The organism is Lentzea sokolovensis (genome assembly GCF_033949975.1).
GTDB lineage: Bacteria > Actinomycetota > Actinomycetes > Mycobacteriales > Pseudonocardiaceae > Lentzea > Lentzea sokolovensis.
The window spans coordinates 297,635-315,786 of sequence record NZ_JAXAVU010000009.1 but is presented as its reverse complement, the minus strand read 5'-3'; the positions used below and the strand labels follow the sequence as shown (position 1 = coordinate 315,786).

The following is an 18,152-nucleotide window of genomic DNA, read 5'->3' as shown; positions in this document are numbered from 1 at the left end:
CGCGCAGCGTCTCCGCCATGGCTAGCGAGGCTGAAGGCCGCGCAGCGCCGTGTCCACCACCTGGTCCACGTAGTCGTGAGTCAGCGGGCCGGTGCGTTGCAGCCACCGGTTGAGGACAGGGCCGAACAGCATGTCGATGGCCACGTCGAGTTCGACGTCGTCGGCGAGCTGACCGGCGCGCTGGGCGGCGCGCAGTCGCGTCCTCTTCAGCTCCCGCATCGGCTGGTCCAGCCGCAACACGTACTCGGCGGCCAAGAGGTGGTCGTTGACGATCTCGACGTGCATGGCACGCATGGCCTGGTCGTAGCGCGGGTCGTCGAGCTCGTCGACTGTGGCCCGCAGCACCAGTTTCAGGTCGGCGGCCAGATCACCGGTGTCCGGCAGGGCAGCGGCCTCGCCGTCGCCGGCGAAAGCGAGGAAGGCGTCGAAGAGCAGCGAGCCCTTTGACGACCACCACCGGTAGATCGTCTGCTTGCCGACTCCGGCGGCCCGGGCAATGCCCTGAATGGTGAGCTTGGCGTATCCCACCTCGCCGACAAGATCGATTGCCGTGGAGAGGATGGCGCGGCGCGCGGCGTCGTTGCGCCGGTTGGGATCTGGAACAGCCGTCATGGACACCCCGCCAATCTAACAAGTGACGAGACGAGACGTCTCGTCTTGACACAGAGTCGCAGCCAGAGGCATGCTTCGGGTCGCCAACGAGACGAGACGTCTCGTCTCGTCAGGCCGACGGAAGGAATGGGATGACTGCCTCAGCCTCATCACGGGTCTGGTTCGTCACCGGCGCGAGCCGTGGTCTCGGCCGCGCCTTCACCGAGGCTGCGCTCGCTGCGGGTGACCGGGTCGCCGGAGCGGCTCGCGACCTCTCGCCGCTCGATGAACTCGCCGCGCGGTACCCGGATCGACTTTTACGACTGCGGTTGGACGTCACGGACCGCGCAGCCGTTTTCGACGTCGTCGACAAGGCGAAGAAGCACTTCGGGCGACTTGACGTCGTGGTCAACAACGCGGGTGCGCTGTTCGTCGGGATGGTGGAGGAGTTCACCGAGGCCGAGGCCCGCGAGCAGATGGAGGTCAACTTCTTCGGTGCGTTGTGGGTCAGCCAGGCGGTGATGCCGCACCTGCGGGCGAACGGTAGCGGGCACGTCCTGCAGATTTCCAGCATCGGCGCACTTGGCGGCTTTTGCAGCACCGGGCTCTACAGCGCCAGCAAGTTCGCGCTGGAAGGAATGAGTGAGGCGCTGGCCGCCGAGGCCGCGCGGTTCGGCGTCAAGGTCAGCATCGTTCAGCCGGGCGGTTACTGGACGGACCTCTACACGAGCAGCAGGGCGACGGAGCCGAACCCCGCCTACGACGAACTGCGCGACGAGCTCCAGAAGCAGTGGGCCGAAGGGTCGATCGACAGCGAGCCGAAGCTCGCCGCGGAGGCGGTGATGAAGTTGGTCGCCAGCGACGAACCGCCGCTCAGGCTTCTGCTCGGGAGCATGGTCTACGACGTCGCCTTCGACATCTCGCGGCGGCGGATGGACACCTGGGCTGCCTGGGAGGAGACCAGTCGCGCCGCGGAGAAGGCGGTTGCTGCCCCGATCGCCTGAACAACCTGGTCAACGGCAGTTGCCTCGGCTAGAACCGGACTGTGCTGCACGACCCGCTCACGGGCCTGCCCGGCCACGCGCTGCTGCTCGACCGCCTGGAGCAGGCGCTCATCCGCGCCCGCACGCGCGGCACGCTCGTGACGCTGGTCCTGGTCACGGGGCCGGACGACGTGCTGGCAGCGGCGAAGGCCTTGAGGCAAGGGCTGAGACCAGACTTCACGGTCGCGCGGTACGGCGACTCGGTGCTGGCGGTGCTGGCCGAGCACGACTTCGGGGACGGGGCACCGATCGCGGAGTTGATCAGGCGACTCGTGGGGGAGCGGCCGCACGTGCACTGGGTGACGAGTGACGGTGATGCGGAGCCGCAGGACATTCTCGCGACAGCACGAACACCCCCCGCACGGCACTGAGCCCCAGCGACAACGTCTGTCGCTGGGGCTCAGTTTCTTACCGGAGGAGGGTGTTACAACTGCGGGGTGTTACCAGGGGTGTTACTTACAGCGAGCCGGTCACCGTCTGGAACAGGTTGGCCGGGTCGATCGAGGCGAGCGCCGGGGCGTTGAACGGCAGCTGCGGCAGCGCGCGCTCGTCGGCCTGCGGGGCCAGGCCCTGGGTCGGGTTCAGGTTCAGACCCGAGAGGGAGGCCGGGCCGTCGACGGGCAGCGTGGGCAGCGAGCGCTCGGTGGGGAGCGCGGGCAGCTGCACGGGCACCGGCAGGGCCGGGGCGGTCACCGGCAGGGACGGCAGCGAACGCTCGGTGGCGCCGGCCGGGACGAGGCCCTTCGCGGCGTCGAGCAGCTGGCCGAGGGGCAGGCCCTGGACGTTCGGGGACAGGCTCGCCGCGCCACCGTTCACCGGCAGAGCGGAGCGCTCCTGCGCCACCGCGGGCAGCGCCGAGGTGGGCAGCTGGCCGGTCAGAGCCGCCAGGTCAGCCGGGTTCGGGAGCTGGTTCACGGGCAGCTTGCTGTCGAGGCCGTGGAACGCCGGAACCTCGTTGGCCTTCAGCAGGCTGTCGACGCCCTTGGGGAGCTCCAGGCCCTTGAGCTGCGCGGCACGCAGGGTGCCGGCGTCCTCGCCGGTGAGCTGCGTGTCGTCGCTCGTGCCCAGCGTGGTCGCCTGGCCGACGACCTCGACGGGGATGCGCGCGACCTTGGCCGCGGCCTCGACCGGAACGGTCATCTCGCGGGCGGTCAGCGGTCCGCTGCCCTCCGTGAGCATCTCGCCACCGGCCGAGGTGTACGACGTCTTGTCCGTGACCGTCGTCGCGTTGCCCGCAGCCGCGACCGAGTCCGCGTACACGCCGGCGACGGCGTTGGCGGGGACGTGGATCAGGTTGCCGGACACCGAGGCGTCGTCGGCCGTGGAGTAGCTGTCGGCACCGGACACGACGTTGGTGTCGGACACCACGTCGGAGTTGGTGATGCCGGCGGCGGCGACGGTGTTGCCCGGAACGGCCGGGAGCACGGCCGGCTGCGCGCCGATCAGGTTGCCCGAGACCGCGCCCTGGTCGCCGTTGCTGTTGACGTCGCCACCGGCGACGGACGACAGGGCGTTGGTGGAGAAGGCGTCGACGTTGCTGCCGCCGCCGACCGACCAGCCGAGCACCTGGGTGCCGGTGGCGACCGGAGCCGAGACGACGTTGCCCGCGATGGAGCCCTTCTCACCCGTGGTGAGAGCGTCGCCGCCGGCCTTCATGTCGGTGTCGTTGTCGCCGGTGGTCTTGTTGTTGCCGACCAGCGTGGCACCGTCGGCGAAGACCTGGGCCGGCGTCGAGGTCGGGACCTGGACGATGTTGCCGGAGGCCGAGCTCTTCTTGCCGTAGGCCTTCGGGCCCTGGCCCGCGATGACCGTGGTGTCGTTCGCCGTGTCGGACGTGGTGTTGCCCACCAGGCCGGCGGTGACGGCGAAGACCTGCGGCGCGACGGCCGTGGGTGCGGTCACGATGTTGCTGGAGACCGTGCCGTGGTCGTCCTGCGTGTTCGGCTGGCCGCTGGAGCGAACCAGCTTGGTCTCGTCGGCGGAGCCGGCGGCCTGGCCACCGACCGCGGCCGCGAGGCCGTAGACCTCGGCCGGAGCGGCGAGCGGGGTCTGCGCGATGTTGCCGGAGATGACCGAGTCGTTGCCGGTCGTGCCCTGGTAACCGTTGGTGGTCGACTTGACGTCGTTCTCGCAGGTACCGGCAGCCTGGCCCGCGAGGGTGGCACCGTTGCCGCACACGTCCACGGCCGAGGCCGGGGGAACGTCGGCGATGTTGCCGGACAGGACCGACTTGTCGGCCTGCGTGTAGGTCTCGCCACCGGCGTTCGAGGTCGCGGCGTTGGCGTGGTCGGTGAGCGCGTTGCCCACGAGCGACGCACCGTTGCCACCGACGGCGGCGGGGAGCGAGATCGGCGCGCCGGCGACGTTGCCCGACGCGGTCGAACCGGTGCCGCTGGTGTGCTTGGTGCCACCGGCCTTCGACCAGTTGGACGTGTCGCTGACGGCGGTCGAGTTGCCACCGACGGCGGCGGCGTTGTCGTCGACCGTGATCGGGCCGGCGAGCGCGGGCTCGGCGATGTTGCCGGCCAGCGTGGCCGGGTCGCCGTTGGTGTCGACGTTGCCACCGGTGACGGCGGTGCCCGTCTGGGTCGAGTCGGTGGAGGCGTTGCCCGCACCGGCGGCCGAGTTGCCGTTGACCTCGGCCAGCGGGGACAGCGGGATCGGCACGGCGTTGCCCGAGATCGAGCTGCTCTTGCCGCTCGTCAGGACGTCACCCTCGGAGGAGGCGAACGTGTCGGCGGTCGAGTTGGCGTCGGCGATGCCGGCCGCACCCACACCGTTGCCGGTGATCTGGACCGGGGTCGCACCCTGCTCGGAGACGACGTTGCCGGAGATGGCGCCCTTGTCACCGTTGGTGGTGATGTCGCCGCCGGTCGTGGAGACCTGCTGGGCGTCGGTGTTGGTGGTGGCGTTGCCACCGGCCGCGATCGCGTTGCCGGTCAGCTGGACCGGGAGCACGTGGTTGACGGCGACGACGTTGCCGGCGAGGGCCTGGCCCGCGCCATCGGTGACGATCGTGCCGTCGCGGTGCGTGGTCTGGGAGCAGTCGCCGGTCGCCTCGGTGTTGGCGAGAACCGCGATCGCGTTACCGCAGATGTTGATCGGCACATCGACGTGCGCCTGGATCGTGTTGCCGCGCACCAGGTTCTGGAGCGGGGTGCCCTGCAGACGCTCGCCTGCCTGACGGACCAGCGGGTTCGCGACGGGCGCTGCCGTGCGGGTGGGCACCGCGCTGGTGACGCGGTCCGTGCTGATCGTGCGGTCCACCTTGGGGACCGTGATCTCCTTGACCGGAGTGGCCAGCTTGTTCTGGTCGGCCTTGATCGGAACCGAGGCCGCGACGTCGACAGCCGGAGGCGCTGCGTCCGGGTCGACGTTCTCCTGGGCAGAAGCGATGCCCGTACCGAGCATCAGCAAACCACCAGTGACAAACGCGGTCTGAAGTCCGCGCTTTGCCCAGGTCTGCATTAGATCTCCTTCATCGGTTTCCCGTCGAGAAAGCGACGGGGGCTCAAGGGGGTGGGGCCGAAACGCGCAGGGGAAGGCGCGTCATCACCGGGGGAATCGCACGCGGTGATCGACCTGTGTGAGCGCAAGAAAAAAGCGCGACGGTCGACTTCCGGACAGCCAGGGGAGGAGGCTGCCGCGGACCGCGCGCTGGAATCAGTCGGGGTTGATACCGGGCTGCTTGCCCGACGTCACGGTGACCTCGTCAGTGGACGGCGCGAGAGCGCTCGTCGACGAGATGCCGTGAGAGTTGCCGGACGCAGCGAAGGCAGCGAACGTGCTGCCCTTGGCAGAGCCAGAACCGTCGTTGCACGAAGAGCACTGCACCGGCGCGGGGGCCGGGACGGGCAGCTTCGGGAACGGGTTGCTGGGCAGGGACGGGCGCTGCTCGGAGGGCACGACGAAGCCGTTGTGCTCCAGCAGATCCGTCCACTTGGCACCGGACGAGCCGGTGAACTGCGAGACCACCGGTGCCGGCGACTGTCCGGCATCGGTGGCGGGAGCCGGGATCTCCGGGAACGTCACGTCCATGGCCCGCTCGCTGGCGGGGGTGCTGGACTGACCGATCCTGGTAACCTGCGGCAGGATTCGCGCGGCGATCTGTTCGACCGCCTGGGAGACCTGCACGTCCGGCAGGGCGGCGCGAGCCTTCTCCTGCTCGGCGCGCAAGGTCTCGTCGAGCTTGTGCACTGCCTTGGCGGCGGGAACGACGACCGGCAGCTTCTCGTCCGTCTTGGCGACGAGCTTGCTGACGACGTCGACCTGCTGCGCATCCGCAGTGGGCACAGCGCCTTCCGCGTTCGCGGCAGACGTGGTGAGCACCCAGGCAACGGCCGTTCCCGCGATCGCTCCACCGACGGCGAGCAGCGCTCGGGTGGCGAACCGGCGGATGCCGTTCGCTCCCGTCTTCGCTCGCATGTCAGCGGACAACGCAGGAAACCTCGCTACTCGGTGGCGCTCAAGGGATTCGCCGACGATCAACGTGATCAAGTCGACGTCGGCGACTCTGCCAGTCCATCCACCCCGAATGCACGCTCTGAGCGCCCGGTTAACTACATCGTGTGAACGCCGTCCTGGGACTCACACCCGCTTCAGCACCCGTGCCGCACCCGCCGCCGCGGTCGACGCGAGCACCCAGCCCACGGCCACGAGCAGCGAAGATATCCACTGCGACGCGCCCGTGAACTGCCACTTGCCGTCGTGGCCGAAGTCGATGATCGGGATCAGCAGGTCGAGCGCGAGCAGCGACGCGTTCCAGACCGGGTCCTCGTCCTGGTTGAGCTTGGCCATCGGGTGCCAGTTGAACCACAGCGCGCCGAACAACCAGAACACGCCGAGCCAGCAGATCGCGAGCCACGGCCGGTAGCCGTAGCCGACCGTGAACCGCTGCACGACGCCCCAGACCCGCCCGGCACGGCCGAGTTCGGAGTAGCGGCGGCGTTGTTTCTCCAGCTGGACCTTCTGCGCGAGCTCCTCCTCACCGCCCTGCTGGTAGACGGCGGCGAGCTGTTCGTACGGTCCCGGGGCGAAGTCCGGCTGCACCTTGAGCAGCCACTTGAGCCGCGTCTGCACCGGCACGTCGGGATCGGCGGTGATGCCGGCGAACTCGAAGTCGTCCACGGCGACGCCACCCTCGGCGTCCCACAGGCCGGGCCCGTCGGTCACCGACACCGCCTTGAGCCGGCTCAGCACGACCTTGCCCTTGGGCTGCTGGCCCTCGGGGATGTGCAGGCGGAACTGGTGGACGGTGAGGCCGTAGGCGTTCAGCGCGATGTCCGCGGCGGTCGAGCCGAGGTGCGAGTTGCTGAACGTCGCCATCTTGCCGACCTCGCCCAGCCGGATGCGCACGCCGCCGACCGCGGTGAACCCGCGGCTGCACAGGAGGTCCTTGCCGATCGTGATGGCGCGGGCGTCCAGCGAAGGCTTCTGCGTACCGTTCGCGCGCAGCCTCGGGAGGGTCAGTTCGGCGCCGGACATGTCGAGCGTCGAGCCGATGTTCGCGTTCTGCAGGCGGACCGAGCCCTTGGCCCTGAGCTCGCGCAGGAAGAGCGTGCCGCCGATCTGGAGGCGGTCGGCGAACAGGACGTCGATGCCGGGCCCGTGCAACGACACCCCGGACATGCTGGCGCTGCCGTTGATGGTCGCGTTGGACAGCCGGACCTGGCCGTAGGTCTGCAACGCGAGCGAACGGGCGCCCGCGCCGTTGACCGCGCTGCGCGCCTCGACGTCGCCGCGGACCTGCAGGCCGTCCGCGTGCAGGGCGACCGGGATCCGGTTCGTGACGTCACCGGCGAGTTCCTCGGCGATCTCGCGCGGCCCGATCACCGCGCCGGACAACCGGAGGTAACCGCCGATGCTCGCGTTGGGCAGCCGGACCGTGCCCTCGCTGGTGAAGCCGTCGTCGAGTTCGACGTTGCCCTCCACCCGGATGCGGTCGGCCACGAGCGTCGCCGCTTCGTCGGCCGATCCGTGCGGCAGGACCAGCACCTGGTTGTCGACGCGGTGGGCGGAGTGCAGGCGGGCGCCGGTGAACTCGACGTTTCCACCGACGCGCGCGCCGTCGAACAGCACCCGGCCGTCCGCGTTGAAGCGGCCGCCCTCGGCGTTGCAGAAGACGTTGCCCGAGACGACGATCCCGGACGCGTCGAGCGCGTCCTTGCCGGTGTTGATCAGACGGGCGCCGCCGAGGTGGACGCTGCCGCCGATCGACGCACCCCTCAGTCGGACCTCGCCGTTGGCCCGCATCGCGATGGCCTGGACGGAGCCGCTGACCCGCAGCCGTGCGCCCAGGAGCGCGTGGTCGGTGTTGCTGCGCAGGACCGCGCCGGCCAGCCGGAGCGTGCCGTCGACGGCGGCGTCGGTGAGGTCGACGGTGCCGGTGCAGGTGAAGCCGGCTTCGAGGACCAGGTCGCTGAAGACGCGGAGGTTGCGGCCCTGCAGGCCGGGGACGCGGGTGCCGCGCAGCCGGAGCCCGATGAGGCGGGCCATGCGGAGGTCGAGCGACTCCTCGAAGGTGCAGTGGGTGAGGTCGATGACCCGTGTGACGCGCGTGCCCTCCAGTTCGAACCTGCCGGTGATCCGCGCGTTTCGAAGCCGCAAAGCGGGCAATCCCTTGCGCGGCACCCGGTACAAGCCGGTCAGCAGACCGGTGAGCACCTCGCCGCGAACGCTCTGTCCGGTCAGGTCTGTCTCGGTACCGCCCGCGTAGGCCCCTGCGACCTGGCGCTCGACTTCGGTCAAGTCTTCCGGCTTGATCACTTCGTCCTCCCCTGACGAGTCGGATCATCCCTTCTGGAGTTCCGGCTTGGCGAGGGTTCGAACAGTTACCGTGAGGTCCATGAGCGCGCCGGAGTCGGAGATCAGCAACCGCGTTCCCCTGCTGCTACGGGTCAGTGCCGCCCTGAGCTGGCGGTTCGTCGTCGTGATCGCCGCGTTGTACGTGGTCGCCTACGCGTTGAGCTTCCTGGCTTCGATAGTGATTCCGGTCGCTATCGCCCTGCTGCTGGCCGCACTGCTGTCGCCCGGCGTGGCGAAACTCGTCGAGTGGCGGGTGCCGCGCGGCGTGGCGACGACCGTGATGATGATCCTCGGCATCGGCGTGCTCGGCGGCGTGCTGACGTTCGTGATCAGCGAGTTCTCCCGCGGCCTGCCCGAACTGCAGACGCAGGTGGCGGCCTCGCTCGACACGATCCAGACGTGGCTGAAGGACGGACCCGCGCACCTGTCCGACCAGCAACTGCAGAACTACGTCAACGAGATCGTGAAGACGATCAAGGAGAACCAGGCCGAGATCACGTCCGGCGCCCTGACCACCGCGGCCACCCTGGGCGAGTTGCTGACCGGGCTGCTGCTCGCGCTGTTCACTCTCATCTTCTTCTTGCACGACGGCGACGGCATCTGGCGCTTCGTGACGCGTGCGGTGCCTCGCGACGTGCGTCAGCGCGTCGACGTGGCCGGGCGCCGCGGGTTCGGCTCTCTCGTTTCTTATGTGCGCGCTACGGCCGTGGTCGCGATCGTCGACGCCGTGGGCGTTGGTGTCGGCCTGGCGATCATCGGTGTGCCGCTCGTGGTGCCGCTGTCCGCCTTGGTGTTCCTCGGTGCGTTCATCCCCATCATCGGTGCGGTGTTCACGGGTGCCGTGGCGGTGTTGATCGCGTTGGTGACCAACGGGCCTATTGCGGCACTTGTGGTCTTGGCCGTGCTTATTGGCGTGATGCAGCTGGAGTCGCACGTGCTGCAGCCGTTGTTGCTGGGCCGTGCGGTCAAGTTGCACCCGTTGGCCGTGGTGCTGGCGATCGCGGGCGGGTTGGTGACCGGGGGCATCGCCGGAGCGTTGCTGGCCGTGCCGCTGCTGGCGGTGCTGAACTCCGGGATCCGGTCGCTCATCTCCGACTCGGACGCAGTGCAGAAGCCGGAGAAGGTGGACGTGCTGAATCCTCAGGACACGGCGCCGAAGGACGACAAGAGCGAACGGGTCAAGGAGCTCTAGGCCATCGACACGAGGTTGCGGCCGTAGGCCTTGGCCGCCAGCAACGCCGCGTCGGCCGCCACCAGCAGGTCCGGCAGCTCGTACCCGAACCGAGTCGTCGTCGACACCCCGATGGACACCGTCAGGCCGTGCAGCTCGTGCGGCTTGCCGTCCGTGGCCATCGTGGGCACGCGCAACGCGGCCACGGCCTTGCGGACGCGTTCGGCGACGTACTCGGCCTCGTCCGGCGTGGCTTCAGGCAGGAGGACCACGAACTCCTCGCCGCCGAACCGGCCGACCAGGTCGCCTCGGCGGACGGTGCCGCGCAGCAGCAACGAGATCGCGGCCAGGGCGGCGTCACCCGCCAGGTGGCCCACCTCGTCGTTGACGCGCTTGAAGTGGTCCAGGTCCAGGAGCATGACGGCCATGGGGCGGGTGCGGCCGGAGCCCTTGGTCAGTTCGTAGCGGGCTCGGCTGTCCCAGTGGACTGCGTTGGCAAGGCCGGTCTTGGCGTCGCGCTGGGCCGATCGGCGCCATTGCGGGAGTTGGGCGGCTCGCTCCAGAAGGGCCAGAGGTGGGCCGGCGATGAGGGCGTGGATGGCGTTCGCCTCCGCCACGCAGCCCATGAGGCCGCCGATCGACACGGCCACTATGCCCAGGATGGCGTCGATGGGTTCGCCGACGTTCTCCTCGAACGTGGCGGAGGGGCTGCGCAGCTTCAGGCCCAGCGAGATCAGGCCCGCGCGCAGGATCAGCAGCAGCGCCGCGCCCAGGGTCAGGATCACGAGGTTGGCGTGCGGATCCGCCCAGCCGAGCACGTAGCGGGTGGTGAAGACGGCCAGAGCGGTGGCGCTCAGGGTGAACAGCCAGCGATGGGTCTCCGGGCGTGGGGAGAGCAGGCTGTGCAGGGCGGGGCCGAAGAGGAGCAGGACGAGCAGGTTCGGCGGGAGGGCGAGGATGCCCGCCGTCAGGTAGCAGAGGTGGGCTGCCCACGGGTTGCGCTCGGTCTCGCCCAGGCGGTGGCTGTAGATGGAGCTGCCGATGATCACCGCGCCCGCCGTGCCCGCGATGGCGGCGAATCTGGCGATTTCGGAGGGTGACGGCGTTTCGGAGGAAACGATCGCGTAGACGACGGTCGCGAACGCCGCCATGTCGATCAGCAACCAGTAGCAGAGCGCAGGCCGCCGCAAAGTCCACACCGGCCAGTCCCGCACCTGCATCGCCCTCCCCCGAACCCGGAGAGCGTCGCACATTCCTCCGTTCGGCAGAAGACGGCCACCTGGGGGTTAGCCAGCACACGTTCACGCGGCAGGATGGTGTCCGAAAGGAGCACAGCGTGCGCAAAGAGCCTGCCGAACGTGTGACGAAGGTGATCGACGACCCGGCCACGCCCCTGTGGTGCGGGACGATTGCGCTACGCATAGTCACATTCCTCTTCGCGGCGGCGAACGTCATCGCGAACCAATCCGGTTACATCCGGCCGTGGCTCGCGTGGACCACGCTCGGGGTGATGGCGCTGTGGTCCGTCTTCACGAGCCGCGCCTACAGCACGACGTGGGGCAGGCGGTGGCCGATCGTGCTCGTCGACCTGGCCCTGACCTGCGGTCTCATGTCGTTGTCGCCGTTGATCATGTCCGACCACCAGCTGCTGGTCCTGCACGTCCCGCTGATCACGACGATCTGGGCGTGCGTGCCGGCGGTCGCGCTGGGCGCGCTCGGCGGGGCGGCCGCGGGCTTCGGCGGCGGGCTGACCGTCGGCCTCTTCACCTATCTGTCCCACCGTTCGCCGAGTCTCGACCTGCTGCGCGACGTCGTGCTGCTGGCGGGCGCCGGCATGGTCGTCGGCATGGCGTCGGCGACCGCACGACGTTCGGCCGTGTTGCTCGCCCAGGCCTTGAGAGCCGAAGCGGCGACGGCGGAACGGGAACGGCTTGCCCGTTCGATTCACGACAGCGTGCTGCAGGTCCTCGCCCGCGTGCGCAAGCGCGGCCTCGAAGTCGGTGGCGAGGCGGCCGAACTGGCCAAGATGGCGGGCGAGCAGGAGGTGGCCCTCAGGAATTTGGTGGCCGCTGCTCCCGTCGACTCCACTGTGGATGGAGAGATCGACCTGCGGCCCGGACTGCAGGTGCTCGCCACGCCCAGGATCCAGGTGTCGACGCCCGCGACCCAGGTGATGTTCGAAGCACCGGCGGCGGGCGAGCTCACGTCGCTGGTGCGCGAGGCGCTGTCCAACGTGGACAAGCACGCCGGTGAGGACGCACGGGCCTGGGTGCTGCTGGAAGATCTCGGGGAGGAGATCGTGCTGAGCGTCAGGGACGATGGACCTGGCATCCCGGAAGGCCGGATCGCGTCGGCCGCCGCGGAAGGCAGGATGGGGATCGAGAAGTCGATCAAAGGCCGGGTGGAGTCGCTCGGCGGAACGCTGGAGCTCCAGACCGGGCCGGGGGAGGGCACGGAATGGGAGGTTCGGGTGTTCAGGAAGGGGGCGGCAGGATGACGGTCTCGGTGATGGTCGTGGACGACCACCCGATGTGGCGCGAGGGCGTGGCGCGTGATCTCCAGGAGCGCGGCTTCGAGATCGTGGCGACCGCGGGCGACGCGCCCTCGGCCGTGCGCATCGCGAAAGCCGTGCGACCCAACGTGGTCCTGATGGACCTCAACCTCGGCGAACTCTCCGGGGTCGACGCCACGGCGATGATCACCAGCGAATTGCCGGACACGCGCGTGCTGGTGCTGTCCGCGTCCGGCGAGCACGACGACGTGCTGCAGGCCGTGAAGGCGGGCGCGTCCGGATATCTCGTGAAGTCCGCGTCCTCGGAGGAACTGGTCGAGGCCGTGTCCCGCACCGCCGCCGGCGACGCCGTGTTCACCGCGGGCCTCGCCGGCCTGGTTCTGGGCGAGTACCGGCGCATGGCCGCCGCGCCGGACGACTCGGAGGAGAAGCCGCAGCTCACCGATCGGGAGACCGAGGTGCTGCGACTGGTCGCCAAGGGCCTGACCGCACGACAGATCGCGAACCGCCTGGTGATCTCCCACCGCACGGTCGAGAACCACGTCCAATCGACTTTGCGGAAGCTTCAACTGCACAACCGGGTGGAGTTGGCGCGTTATGCCATCGAGCACGGTCTTGACGCCGAACCGGAGGCAGAGAAATGACAGACCCCAGAGAGTTACGCGTGTCCGATGCGGAACGTGAGCACGTCGTCACCCTGCTGAACAAGGCGGTGGGCCGAGGCATGATCACGCTGGACGAGTTCACCGTCCGCACGGACACCGCTCTCGCCGCGAAGACCAGGGCCGATCTGAACGTCGTGCTGCTCGACCTGCCCGGCATGGTCAACAACGAGGTGGCCCGTGAGCGGACCGAGCTGAAGAACACGATGAGCACCACGACCCGCAAGGGTCACTGGGTCGTGCCGAACGAGCTCGTCATCCGCAACACCCTCGGCACCACGAACCTCGACTTCACCGCCGCCGACGTGCCGCCGGTCGTCAACGTCGACCTGGACGTGTCGCTGGGCACCGTGAAGCTCCTGCTGCCGGCCGGGTCGTCGGTCAACGCCGACGCCGTCGAGATCACCGCCGGCGAGCTGAAGGACAAGGTCCAGAACTCCGACGGCAATCCGCACTTCCAGCTCAAGGGCTCGGTGCGCGGCGGAACCGTGGTGATCAAGCGGAAGCGCTGATCTGCGAACGGTCGCGCGAACACGCAGGATCGAGGCATGCGATGCCTCGTGACCGGCGCGACCGGATATCTCGGCGGACGACTGGTGCCCAGGCTGCTGGCCGAAGGGCACCAGGTGCGTTGCCTGGTGCGATCGCCGGAGAAGCTGCGCGACGTCCCGTGGGCCGCTGACGTCGAGATCGTCAAGGGTGACGTGCTCGGCGATCTCGACGAGGCCATGCGGGACGTCGAGGTCGTTCACTACCTCGTGCATTCGCTGCAGTCGAAGGACTTCGCCGACGCCGACCGCAAGGCCGCGGAGAACACGGCGCGGGCTGCCGAACGGGCCGGCGTGCGGCGAATCGTCTACCTGGGCGGACTGCACCCGGCCAACGTCGAGCTGTCGCCGCACCTGGCCTCGCGCAAGGAGGTCGGCGAGGTCTTCCTGCGCTCGAAGACACCGGCCGTGGTGCTGCAGGCGGCGGTGATCATCGGGTCGGGGTCGGCGAGCTTCGAGATGCTGCGCTACCTCACCGAACGGCTGCCGGTCATGGTCACGCCGCGCTGGGTGCACAACCGGATCCAGCCGATCGCCGTGCGGGACGTGCTGCGCTACCTGGTCGACGCCACGACGCTCGAAGGCCACAACCGGACGTTCGACATCGGCGGGCCGGACGTGCTGACCTACCTGGAGATGATGCTCCGGTACGCCGAGGTCGCCGGGCTGCCCAGGCGCCGCGTGCTGCCCGTGCCGTTGCTGACGCCGGGCCTGTCCTCGCACTGGGTCAACGTCGTCACGCCGGTGCCGAAGTCGATCGCCAGGCCGTTGATCGAATCGCTGGTGCACGAGGTGGTGTGCCGCGAGAACGACATCCGCGAGGTGCTGCCGGGCGAGAACACCGGCTTCGTCAAGGCCGTCGAACTGGCGCTGGACAAGATCCGTGACGCCAACGTCGAGACCCGCTGGTCAGGGGCGTCGCTGCCGGGTGCGCCGAGTGAGCCGCTGCCGACCGACCCCGACTGGTCCGGCGGTTCGATCTACACCGACGAACGCGAGCGCAAGACGAACGCCACGCCCGAACGGCTCTGGGAGGTCGTCGAAGGCATCGGCGGCGAACGCGGCTGGTACTCGTTCCCGCTGGCCTGGGCCGTACGGGGCTGGATGGACCGGGCCGCGGGCGGCGTCGGGCTCCGGCGTGGCCGGCGTGACGCGAACCGGCTGAACGTCGGCGAGGCGCTTGACTGGTGGCGCGTCGAGGAGATCGAACGCGGGCATCTGCTGCGGCTGCGGGCCGAGATGAAGGTGCCGGGGAAGGCGTGGCTGGAGCTTCGAGTGGCGGGCAACGAGGGACACGGGTCCACTTACCGCCAACGCGCCGTGTTCGTGCCCAAGGGGCTCGCCGGACACCTCTACTGGGCGGCTGTCTGGCCGTTTCACGGCATCGTGTTCGGCGGCATGGTGCGCAACATCGCCAATGAAGCTGAGCTGCACAAGAACTTCAGAAAGTCCTGATGGACTGCACAAGCAGCAAAGGGTGAAACTTCCCGCATGAAGGCTCTCGTCAAGGTCGCCGCTGGGCCTGGACTCGAACTGACCGACGTCCCCGACCCGACACCGGGTCCGACGGACGTGCTGGTCAGGGTGTTGCGCACCGGCATCTGCGGCACCGATCTGCACATCGACTCGTGGGACGACTGGGCGGCGCAGAACATCAAGGCGCCACTGGTCCTCGGGCACGAGTTCGTCGGCGAGGTCGTCGAGATCGGCAACAGCGTCACCGGCGTCAAGGTCGGCGACCTGGTCAGCGGCGAGGGCCACCTCGTCTGCGGGACCTGCCGCAACTGCAAGGCCGGCCGCCGCCACCTCTGCGCGAACACGCGCGGTCTGGGCGTGCACTCCAACGGCGCGTTCGCGCAGTACGTCGTGCTGCCCGAGCAGAACGCGTGGGTGCACCGCACGCAGGTCGACCTGGACGTGGCCGCGATCTTCGACCCGTTCGGCAACGCCGTGCACACCGCGCTGAGCTTCCCGGTCATCGGCGAGGACGTGATCATCACGGGCGCCGGGCCGATCGGCATCATGGCCGCCGCCGTCGCCAAGCACGCGGGCGCGCGCAACGTCGTGATCACCGACATCTCCGAGCACAGGCTCGATCTGGCCCGCAAGGTCGGCGTCGACCTCGCGGTGAACGTCGCCGAGAAGTCGATCGCGGACGCCCAGGCCGAACTCGGCATGGCAGAGGGCTTCGACGTCGGCATGGAGATGTCCGGCAAGCCGGTGGCGATGCGGGACATGATCGCGAACATGGCGCACGGCGGCCGCATCGCGATGCTCGGGCTGCCCGCGGACGAGTTCTCCGTCGACTGGAGCAGCGTCGTGCTGAAGATGCTGCACATCAAGGGGATCTACGGCCGCGAGATGTTCGAGACCTGGTACTCGATGACCGTGCTGCTGCAGCGCGGCCTCGACCTCGCGCCGGTCATCACGCACCGGTACGACCACACGCAGCACGCGGAGGCGTTCGCCACCGCGCGCGAAGGCAAGTGCGGCAAGGTCATCCTCGACTGGACGGGAGCCTGATGTACGGCGAGCTGAAGAACGACCTCCTCAAGACGATCGAGGAGATCAGGGAGGCCGGGCTCTACAAGTCGGAACGCGTGATCGGCACCCCGCAGAACGCCGCCGTCCGGGTCGGCAAGGGTGACGAGGTCCTGAACTTCTGCGCCAACAACTACCTCGGTCTCGCCGACCACCCGCAGCTCATCGAGGCCGCCAAGAAGGGCTTGGACGACTGGGGCTTCGGCATGGCCTCGGTCCGGTTCATCTGCGGCACCCAGGAGCCGCACAAGGAACTGGAGCGCAAGCTCAGCGAGTTCCTCGGCACGGAGGACACGATCCTCTACAGCTCGTGCTTCGACGCGAACGGCGGCCTGTTCGAGACGCTGCTCGGCGCCGAGGACGCGATCATCTCCGACGAGCTGAACCACGCGTCGATCATCGACGGCGTGCGGCTGTCGAAGGCCAAGCGCTTCCGCTACAAGAACCGCGACATGGACGACCTGGAGCGCCAGCTCAAGGACTCCGCCGACGCCCGCTACCGCCTGATCGCGACCGACGGCGTCTTCTCGATGGACGGCTACCTGGCGCCTTTGGACGAGATCTGCGACCTGGCCGAGCGCTACAACGCCCTGGTCATGGTCGACGACTCGCATGCCGTCGGCTTCACCGGCCCGACCGGCCGCGGCACCCCGGAGCTGTTCGGCGTGCAGGACCGCGTCGACATCGTCACGGGAACGCTCGGCAAGGCACTGGGCGGAGCGTCCGGCGGCTACACGTCCGGCCGCAAGGAGATCGTCGAACTGCTGCGCCAGCGCTCGCGCCCGTACCTGTTCTCGAACTCCCTCGCACCGTCGATCACCGCGGCCGCGATCGCCACCCTGGACATGCTGTCCAGTTCCACGGAACTGCTCACCCAGCTGAGGTCGAACACCGAGCTCTTCCGCCGGCGGATGACCGAGGCGGGCTTCGACCTGCTGCCCGGCGAGCACCCGATCATCCCGGTGATGATCGGCGACGCTGCCGAGGCGGCCAAGCTCGCGGATCTACTGCTTGAGCAGGGCGTCTACGTCATCGGCTTCTCGTACCCGGTCGTGCCGCACGGCAAGGCACGCATCCGCACGCAGATGTCGGCTTCACACACGACCGAGGACGTTAACCGCGCGGTTGACGCCTTTATCGCCGCACGCGAAAAGATGTGAAGGTAGGACTTGTACCGGCTCCAAAAACTACTTCCTTCGGTGATATTCGGAAGGAAACATTGGAGCCGGTACGGGTCTTGCTTCTAGTTTCGTCGGCATGCCACGACGAAATTCCAGTGTGGTGGGACGTGAGTTCGGCGACGCCGTACGCGAGGTCATCGCGCAGACCGGGCTCACCCACCGCAAGCTCGCCGAAGAACTCGGCTGGGACGAAGCCAAGCTCTCCGACATGGTCCGCGGCAAGGGCGGCGTGACCGAAGTCGAAGTGATGCAGTTGCTCAGCTACTGCCACGTCAAGCCGGACGTGATCCAGCACCTGCTCGCCCTGTTCCGTGAGACTCGGGTGCGCGGGTACCTCAAGTTCTCCGATGATCAGGTACCGGCGCTACTTGAACAGGAACGCCTGGCCAACGAGATCACCGTCTGGTCGTCGCTCCTCATCCCAGGTCACCTCCAGACCACTGACTACATGCGTGCGGCCATCGACGGAGTGGTTCACCCCGACGCGGTCGACTACGAGGAAGTCATCGCCGCGAAGCTCGAACGGCACAAGCTCTTTCAATGGAGCCGCACGTTCGTCTTCTACATCCACGAATACGCTCTTCGCCTCCCTGTGGGCGGACCGGACGTGATGAAAGATCAATACATCCACCTTTTGGGGATGGCGCAGCGGTCTTACATCACCTTGCGAATCGTGCCGGCCGCGATCGGCGCGCACGCCGGTGTTTCCGGGTCGTTCATCCGGCTCGGCTACGAGAAGTTCGAGCCGGTGGTCTTCCTCGAAGGCGAGAACTCCGGCCTCTTCCTCGAAGACGCGGTCTCACTTGCCGTCTACGCCTCCGTGGTGAAGCGGCTCGACGATCAAGCTCTGAATCCGGAAGAATCGAAGGAGCTGATCACCGGCATCCTGACCTGAGGAGACGTTCCGCATGTCGACCTGGCGCAAGAGCTCCTACAGCCCGAACTCCAGTGACTGCGTTGAGATCGGGCACGGTGTCGGCATCCGGGACAGCAAGGCGCCGGCCACGCACCTCCCCGTGTCAGGTGAGGCGTGGTCCGCGTTCCTCCGCGATGTGACCCGCATCACACACCGGTAAGAATCGGCCCGGTCAGCGCACTT

Annotated in this window: 16 protein-coding genes; 11 read left to right on the top strand and 5 right to left on the bottom strand. The window is 68.4% G+C overall.

All coding sequences use genetic code 11. The features are described from left to right. Nucleotides 1-21: 21 nt before the first annotated feature. Nucleotides 22-612 carry a TetR/AcrR family transcriptional regulator gene (locus tag SK854_RS18870; RefSeq protein ID WP_319976407.1) on the bottom strand — a complete coding sequence of 197 codons (591 nt, stop codon included), beginning with the start codon at nucleotides 610-612 and terminating at the stop codon, nucleotides 22-24. Nucleotides 613-743: 131 nt separating this feature from the next. On the opposite strand from SK854_RS18870, the gene SK854_RS18865 reads away from it, so the two are divergent. After that, nucleotides 744-1,595 (top strand): SDR family oxidoreductase, encoded by an 852-nt coding sequence (locus tag SK854_RS18865; protein WP_319976406.1) that lies wholly within the window; start codon nucleotides 744-746, stop codon nucleotides 1,593-1,595. 41 nt (nucleotides 1,596-1,636) lie between these two features. After that, nucleotides 1,637-2,005 (top strand): nucleotidyl cyclase domain-containing protein, encoded by a 369-nt coding sequence (locus SK854_RS18860; protein WP_319976405.1) that lies wholly within the window; start codon nucleotides 1,637-1,639, stop codon nucleotides 2,003-2,005. A gap of 85 nt (nucleotides 2,006-2,090) precedes the next feature. Here SK854_RS18860 and SK854_RS18855 read toward each other — a convergent pair whose 3' ends face one another. The 3 genes from SK854_RS18855 to SK854_RS18845 all read right to left on the bottom strand — a co-directional run bounded on the left by SK854_RS18855 (nucleotide 2,091) and on the right by SK854_RS18845 (nucleotide 8,399). Continuing rightward, entirely contained in the window at nucleotides 2,091-5,102 is a 3,012-nt protein-coding gene (locus SK854_RS18855) for a beta strand repeat-containing protein (RefSeq protein ID WP_319976404.1), read from the bottom strand. Nucleotides 5,103-5,297: 195 nt separating this feature from the next. Then, complete coding sequence (locus SK854_RS18850; RefSeq protein WP_319976403.1) at nucleotides 5,298-6,059, bottom strand: hypothetical protein; 762 nt, start codon at nucleotides 6,057-6,059, stop codon at nucleotides 5,298-5,300. Between the two features lie 162 nt (nucleotides 6,060-6,221). Further along, on the bottom strand, nucleotides 6,222-8,399 hold the full coding sequence (locus tag SK854_RS18845; protein WP_319976402.1) for a translocation/assembly module TamB domain-containing protein: 2,178 nt from the start codon (nucleotides 8,397-8,399) through the stop codon (nucleotides 6,222-6,224). Between the two features lie 79 nt (nucleotides 8,400-8,478). Between SK854_RS18845 and SK854_RS18840 the strand changes: the two genes are divergently transcribed. Next, complete coding sequence (locus tag SK854_RS18840; RefSeq protein WP_319976401.1) at nucleotides 8,479-9,630, top strand: AI-2E family transporter; 1,152 nt, start codon at nucleotides 8,479-8,481, stop codon at nucleotides 9,628-9,630. Here the strand turns inward: SK854_RS18840 and SK854_RS18835 are convergent. Beyond that, complete coding sequence (locus tag SK854_RS18835) at nucleotides 9,627-10,829, bottom strand: GGDEF domain-containing protein (protein ID WP_319976400.1); 1,203 nt, start codon at nucleotides 10,827-10,829, stop codon at nucleotides 9,627-9,629. The two genes, SK854_RS18840 and SK854_RS18835, sit on opposite strands and share 4 nt — an antisense overlap. A 116-nt stretch (nucleotides 10,830-10,945) precedes the next feature. Here SK854_RS18835 and macS point away from each other — a divergent pair, with 116 nt between their 5' ends. The 8 genes from macS (at nucleotide 10,946) to SK854_RS18795 (ending at nucleotide 18,129) form a co-directional block, all read left to right on the top strand. Continuing rightward, the gene (gene macS, locus SK854_RS18830) at nucleotides 10,946-12,106 is read left to right on the top strand and encodes a MacS family sensor histidine kinase (protein ID WP_319976399.1); all 1,161 of its coding nucleotides are present in this window, start codon (nucleotides 10,946-10,948) and stop codon (nucleotides 12,104-12,106) included. Beyond that, nucleotides 12,103-12,765 (top strand): response regulator, encoded by a 663-nt coding sequence (locus SK854_RS18825; RefSeq protein WP_191297707.1) that lies wholly within the window; start codon nucleotides 12,103-12,105, stop codon nucleotides 12,763-12,765. Before macS ends, SK854_RS18825 begins: the two co-directional genes overlap by 4 nt. Continuing rightward, a complete protein-coding gene (locus SK854_RS18820; RefSeq protein ID WP_406601790.1) occupies nucleotides 12,762-13,295 on the top strand; it encodes a DUF1707 SHOCT-like domain-containing protein in 534 nt (177 codons plus the stop codon). Before SK854_RS18825 ends, SK854_RS18820 begins: the two co-directional genes overlap by 4 nt. A 36-nt stretch (nucleotides 13,296-13,331) precedes the next feature. Further along, nucleotides 13,332-14,786 (top strand): SDR family oxidoreductase, encoded by a 1,455-nt coding sequence (locus SK854_RS18815; RefSeq protein ID WP_319976397.1) that lies wholly within the window; start codon nucleotides 13,332-13,334, stop codon nucleotides 14,784-14,786. Between the two features lie 36 nt (nucleotides 14,787-14,822). After that, nucleotides 14,823-15,854, top strand: a complete 1,032-nt coding sequence (gene tdh / locus SK854_RS18810) for an L-threonine 3-dehydrogenase (protein WP_319976396.1) — start codon at nucleotides 14,823-14,825, stop codon at nucleotides 15,852-15,854. Next, complete coding sequence (locus tag SK854_RS18805) at nucleotides 15,854-17,032, top strand: glycine C-acetyltransferase (RefSeq protein WP_319976395.1); 1,179 nt, start codon at nucleotides 15,854-15,856, stop codon at nucleotides 17,030-17,032. Before tdh ends, SK854_RS18805 begins: the two co-directional genes overlap by 1 nt. A gap of 121 nt (nucleotides 17,033-17,153) precedes the next feature. After that, complete coding sequence (locus SK854_RS18800) at nucleotides 17,154-17,948, top strand: helix-turn-helix domain-containing protein (RefSeq protein ID WP_319976394.1); 795 nt, start codon at nucleotides 17,154-17,156, stop codon at nucleotides 17,946-17,948. A gap of 13 nt (nucleotides 17,949-17,961) precedes the next feature. Then, nucleotides 17,962-18,129 carry a DUF397 domain-containing protein gene (locus SK854_RS18795; protein ID WP_319976393.1) on the top strand — a complete coding sequence of 56 codons (168 nt, stop codon included), beginning with the start codon at nucleotides 17,962-17,964 and terminating at the stop codon, nucleotides 18,127-18,129. Nucleotides 18,130-18,152: the final 23 nt, after the last annotated feature.

Coding starts and splice junctions, on each gene's coding strand:
- SK854_RS18870 (WP_319976407.1), bottom strand. CDS start 612: ATGACGGCTGTTCCAGATCCCAACCGGCGCAACGACGCCGCGCGCCGC.
- SK854_RS18865 (WP_319976406.1), top strand. CDS start 744: ATGACTGCCTCAGCCTCATCACGGGTCTGGTTCGTCACCGGCGCGAGC.
- SK854_RS18855 (WP_319976404.1), bottom strand. CDS start 5,102: ATGCAGACCTGGGCAAAGCGCGGACTTCAGACCGCGTTTGTCACTGGT.
- SK854_RS18850 (WP_319976403.1), bottom strand. CDS start 6,059: ATGCGAGCGAAGACGGGAGCGAACGGCATCCGCCGGTTCGCCACCCGA.
- SK854_RS18840 (WP_319976401.1), top strand. CDS start 8,479: ATGAGCGCGCCGGAGTCGGAGATCAGCAACCGCGTTCCCCTGCTGCTA.
- SK854_RS18835 (WP_319976400.1), bottom strand. CDS start 10,829: ATGCAGGTGCGGGACTGGCCGGTGTGGACTTTGCGGCGGCCTGCGCTC.
- SK854_RS18825 (WP_191297707.1), top strand. CDS start 12,103: ATGACGGTCTCGGTGATGGTCGTGGACGACCACCCGATGTGGCGCGAG.
- SK854_RS18820 (WP_406601790.1), top strand. CDS start 12,762: ATGACAGACCCCAGAGAGTTACGCGTGTCCGATGCGGAACGTGAGCAC.
- SK854_RS18815 (WP_319976397.1), top strand. CDS start 13,332: ATGCGATGCCTCGTGACCGGCGCGACCGGATATCTCGGCGGACGACTG.
- tdh (WP_319976396.1), top strand. CDS start 14,823: ATGAAGGCTCTCGTCAAGGTCGCCGCTGGGCCTGGACTCGAACTGACC.
- SK854_RS18805 (WP_319976395.1), top strand. CDS start 15,854: ATGTACGGCGAGCTGAAGAACGACCTCCTCAAGACGATCGAGGAGATC.
- SK854_RS18795 (WP_319976393.1), top strand. CDS start 17,962: ATGTCGACCTGGCGCAAGAGCTCCTACAGCCCGAACTCCAGTGACTGC.